This is a genomic window from Mesorhizobium sp. M4A.F.Ca.ET.020.02.1.1, assembly GCF_004022645.1.
Taxonomy (GTDB): domain Bacteria; phylum Pseudomonadota; class Alphaproteobacteria; order Rhizobiales; family Rhizobiaceae; genus Mesorhizobium.
The window spans coordinates 1-4,780 of sequence record NZ_RZOI01000481.1 but is presented as its reverse complement, the minus strand read 5'-3'; the positions used below and the strand labels follow the sequence as shown (position 1 = coordinate 4,780).

The window sequence follows — 4,780 nt, the reverse complement described above, 5'->3', positions numbered from 1 at the left end:
TCTCCGGACGGCTCGAGGCGCCATAGCTGAACAGGCCCTTGTTGAAATGCTCGGCCATGGTGCCGTCGGCCTTGAGCTGGTTCATCCAGGCGACCTGCTGGTCCGAGACCTTGCGGCGCGCTTCCTCGACATTGAGATCGATCTGCCCCTTGAAGGCGGAATCGAGGTTTGCGGCGACGAGGATGTCGACATTGCGCGTCGTGCCGATGACCGACGGATCGGCAACGACGATGTCGCGCAATTGGACGCGCGCGCCCTCCGACAGGAAGCCCTTCAGCTTCAATGCCATCGGTTTGTTGCTGGGGTCGATGCCAAGCTTGGCCATCAGCGCTCTGTCGGCAAGTTTGGGGTAGTTGGCCTTGATCAGCACCTCCGGGTCGGTGGCGCGTTTGTTGGAAGGATCGATGACCTTCTCGTCGAAATTGATCGGCAGCGATACCGTCGTCTGCCAGAAGGCGGTGTAGCCCTTCGAGACGATGGTGATCAGCATGATGGCGAGGAAGGCGAGGCCGACCGAGATCGCCAGCGCGCCGTAGATGCGGAACCGGCGCTCGGCGGCGTAGCGCGCCTTGAGGCCGATGTCGCGGCGCGCGGGGGCCGCGGTGCGGACCATCGTATCCAGCGGGATATCGGTCATTCGTACTGCTCCCGGTATTTGCGCACGATGTAGAGGGCCACGATGTTCATCACCAGCGTCAGCGCGAACAGCGTGATGCCGAGCGCGAAGGCGACCAGCGTCTGCGGCGAATTGAATTCGAGGTCGCCGGTCAGCTGGTTGACGATCTTGACGGTGATGGTCGTCATCGCCTCGAACGGATTGGCAGTGAGATTGGCGGCGACACCGGCCGCGAGCACCACGATCATCGTCTCGCCGATGGCGCGCGAGGCGGTGAGCAGGATGGCGCCGACGATGCCGGGCAATGCCGCCGGCAGGATCACCCGCTTGATCGTCTCGGAGCGTGTCGCGCCGAGGCCGAGCGAGCCGTCGCGCATGGCGCGCGGCACCGCGGTGATGATGTCGTCGGAAAGCGAGGAGACGACCGGGATCAGCATGACGCCCATGACCAGGCCGGCGGTGAAGATGCTCTGGCCCTGGATGAAGGGCGAGCCGCCGGTCAGCGCCGCGGAGAGATCGCGCAGGAACGGCCCCAGCGTGACGACGGCGAAGATGCCGTAGACGATGGTCGGGATGCCAGCCAGCAACTCGAGCGCCGGCTTGACCACCGACCGCACCTTGGGCGAGGCGTATTCGGCCATGTAGACAGCCGACATCAGGCCGACCGGCACCGCCACCAGCAGCGCGACGAAGGCGATGTAGAGCGTGCCGGCCAGAAGCGGGATCAGGCCGAACTGGCCCTGGCTGCCGCCCGAGCCGGCGGCGGCGAAGCGCGGATCCCAGACGGTGCCGAAGAAGAAGCTCGCCGGCGAGACGCTCTCAAAGAACTGGATGGTCTGGAACAGCATCGAAAGCACGATGCCGACGGTGGTCAGGATGGCGATGGTCGAGGCCGCCAGCAGCCCCCACAGCATCAGCCGCTCGACATTGTTCCTGGCGCGCGCCCGTGGCGCGACTTGTCTTAGCGCATAGAAGGCGCCGGCGATCGACAGGGCAAGGGTGACGACGGCTCCGATCATGCCGAGCCGGCCCTGCACCGCGTTCGCCTCGACGGCAATCGGGATCATGTAATCCTGGGTGTCCGTCGCCAGCGCCACGCCCTTGGCGGCGAGCAGCGGCTGCAATTCGGCGAAGCTGGCGGGAAGCTGGGTGTTGGCATCGAGCTGGCGCAGGGCCTTGGCGAGGCTCTTCACCAGGCTGACGTCGAGCGCCTCGCTGGCGACCGCGCTGTCGGCGGTGCGCTCGGGCAAAGCGGCATGGATGTGGCGGTCGAGGTAGATGGAGGAACCGATGTTCCACACGGCAAGCAGCAGGAGGGCCGGCAGGACAGCGAGCAGGAAGGCCCACCAGCCGTGATAGTGAGCGCGCGAATGCGGCTTCACCGATCCATTGTCCTGCGCGACGGCGCGTTGGCGACCGATGAAGAATGCGACCAGGCCGACGGCGACTACAATGGCAAGTACGAGCATGGACGACATGAACCCACCCCAGGGGAAATCCCTTGTTTGAGCATGATCTTATCCGAACCAGAGGTCAGCGAAGCAAAAACCGGTCCCCACTTTTCGCTGACGCGGTGCTTCGGTTCGGGATCATGCTCCGGTCGCTACCGCCGCTGCGGCAGGCGAAGAGATCGGGGCGCGGGCAAACCCGCGCCCCGGTCCGCAAGCTTGATTACATGGTCTTTCCGGCGGCGAACGCGTCGCGCTGCGCCTGACGCTCGGCATCGGGAGCCGAAACCAGGCCGTACTCGGCGAGCGGGCTTTCCGGGCCGATCATCTGGTCGTCGAGGAAGAACTCGACATATTCCTTCAGGCCCGGAACGACGCCGAGATGCGCCTTCTTGACGTAGAAGAACAGCGGGCGCGAAACCGGATACTTGCCGCTGGCGATGGTCTCGGTCGAAGGCGTGACGCCTTCCACGGTGGCGACCTTCAGCTTGTCGGCATTGTTTTCGTAGAAGGCGAGGCCGAACACGCCGACGCCGGTCTTGTTGGAGTCGATGCGGGCGAGCGTCTCGGTGTAGTCGCCGTCGATGTCGACAGCCTTGCCGTCCTTGCGGATGGCGATGCAGGTCTTGCCGACTTCCTTGTCGTCGCTGATGCCGGTGGCCTTGATGGCGGCCTTGTCGCAGCCGGCGTCGAGAAGCTTGGTCTCGAACACCTCGCGGGTGCCGTGCTTTTCACCCGGGATGTAGGCGGCGATGTCCCAGTCGGGGAGCTTCGGGTTGACCTGGTTCCACTTGGTGTTCGGATTGTCGACCAGCTTGCCGTCGACGACGAGCTTGGCGGCGAGCGCCTTGTAGATGTCGGCGGGAGCCAGCGCCCAGTCCGGGCCCTTGACGTCGGTGGCGAAGACGATGCCGTCATAGCCGATGCGGACTTCCTGGATGTCCTTCACGCCGGCGTCGGCGCAGGACTTGATCTCGTCCTTCTTGATCGGACGCGAGGAGTTGGCGATGTCGATGGTGTCTTCGCCGACGCCCTTGCAGAATTCCTTGATGCCGGCGCCGCTGCCGCCGGACTCGACCACCGGGGTCTTGAACTTGGTGAAGGTTTCGCCGAACTGCTCGGCGACGATCTTGGCATAGGGAAGGACGGTCGACGACCCGGCAACCTGGATCTGGTCGCGCGCGGCGGCGAAGCCGGACGACGCGGCGAGCGCAAGCGCAGCGGCCAACGCCGTGAGAAGGAATTTGTTCATGTGGCCTGCTCCTGTTCGGAAGATGGTCTCTCGGCACCGCTGTCCATTGGCGCCCGGTGAGGCCAATAGCTTCCGATTATTACAGTTGCATGACAGTTTCGTGTCAGCCCGGTAACGTCTCACTGGTCTGGCGGAAACGGCTGGCCGCCAGCCTCCGCGAGGCAAAGGCCGTTTGCCGGAGGGAATCAGGGACTTGCGCGAATTTCGATGACCGCCCCCGCCCTCGGCGGCGCGAGCCGCGGCCGCCGAGAAAAGAAAAGCCGGACGAGAGCGCGTTGCCCCTGGCCAGAGCGCATCATGGCCGAGCCATCGCCGAAAACAGGTCCGTTGGGGTAGATTCGACGCTGTTTCATGCCGGCGGTCGCTGCTCCCGCCCGTAACCGAAGGAGCGAATCCGATGCCGCCATTGTTCCGGCTCGACGCCCACAAGGGTATGGTGCGATCGCACCATACCCTTGCGACATCCCTTCGGTTCCCGGTGTGCTTTGCACAAATTGGACGCGACGGCGCCGGCCCGCAGGAGATAATCGGCCCTTCTCCTCGGCAGGCCTAGCCGGCGTTTCTCTGGACCTGGGCGCCCGTGCCGAGCCAGCGCTCGAGCTTCTCGAGCAGCGCCCTCGGGCTGATCGGCTTGGGCAGGTAGTCGTCCATGCCGGCCTCCAGGCAGCGCTCGCGGTCGCCCTTCAGCGCATGCGCGGTGACGCCGACGATCGGCACATGCATGCCGCTCTCCTCCTCGAGCCGGCGGATGACGGCCGTCGCCTCCAGCCCGTTCATCTCCGGCATCGACACGTCCATCAGGATCATGCGCGGATTGAGCCGGCCGTAGGCGTCGAGCGCCTTGCGGCCATTGCCGACGATCTCGAAGCCGTAGCCGGTCTCGCCGAGGATCTGCGTGAACACCATCTGGTTCACCTCATTGTCCTCGGCGACGAGGATGTCGAGCCCGCGTTCGGCGCTTGCCGGCCGGGCGCGCGCACGAACCGGCGGCGGCTGCAGCAGGGCCCGTTCCGACGCTGCCGTGGGCGCCTGCGCCGGCGCTGCGCGCGGCGGTCCGCTGCCGAGGGCGCCAGCTCCCGCTTGCGGCGGACGGCTGCCGACCGTGCTGTGGCGATGGCGCTGGATGGTGGCGACCAACGTCTCCAGCAGCACGGAGGAGCGGGCCGGCTTTATGAGCTGCGCGTCGATGCCTAGGTCGCGGTAACTGGTGTTGGCGAGCGACTGGTCGACGGACGTCAGCATGATGATCGGCGTGTGCGCGAGGCCGTCGGTATTGCGCACGATGCGCGCCATTTCGGCGCCGCTCATGCCCGGCATCTGGTAGTCGAGCACGACGCAGTCGACCGCCACGCCATAGGCGGCCGCCGCGATCAGTACCTTCAGCCCCTCGGCTCCGCTTTCAGCCGCGCAGGAATCGAACGTCCAGGACGCCATCTGCTCGCTGAGAATCGAGCGGTTGACGGC

General features: G+C 65.6%; 4 protein-coding genes. All 4 read right to left on the bottom strand.

Going from position 1 to position 4,780, the window contains the following annotated elements; genetic code table 11:
* Window positions 1-637 (bottom strand): DUF3333 domain-containing protein (locus EN742_RS24690; protein WP_128333393.1); only part of this gene is annotated, 637 nt, incomplete at its 3' end.
* Entirely contained in the window at window positions 634-2,094 is a 1,461-nt protein-coding gene (pstC, locus tag EN742_RS24685; protein ID WP_128333392.1) for a phosphate ABC transporter permease subunit PstC, read from the bottom strand. The genes pstC and EN742_RS24690, both read right to left, overlap by 4 nt.
* A 193-nt stretch (window positions 2,095-2,287) precedes the next feature.
* Window positions 2,288-3,316 (bottom strand): substrate-binding domain-containing protein, encoded by a 1,029-nt coding sequence (locus EN742_RS24680; protein ID WP_128333391.1) that lies wholly within the window; start codon window positions 3,314-3,316, stop codon window positions 2,288-2,290.
* Window positions 3,317-3,865: 549 nt separating this feature from the next.
* Window positions 3,866-4,780, bottom strand: a 915-nt coding sequence (locus EN742_RS24675) for a response regulator (RefSeq protein WP_148670233.1), incomplete at its 5' end; no start/stop codon positions are given.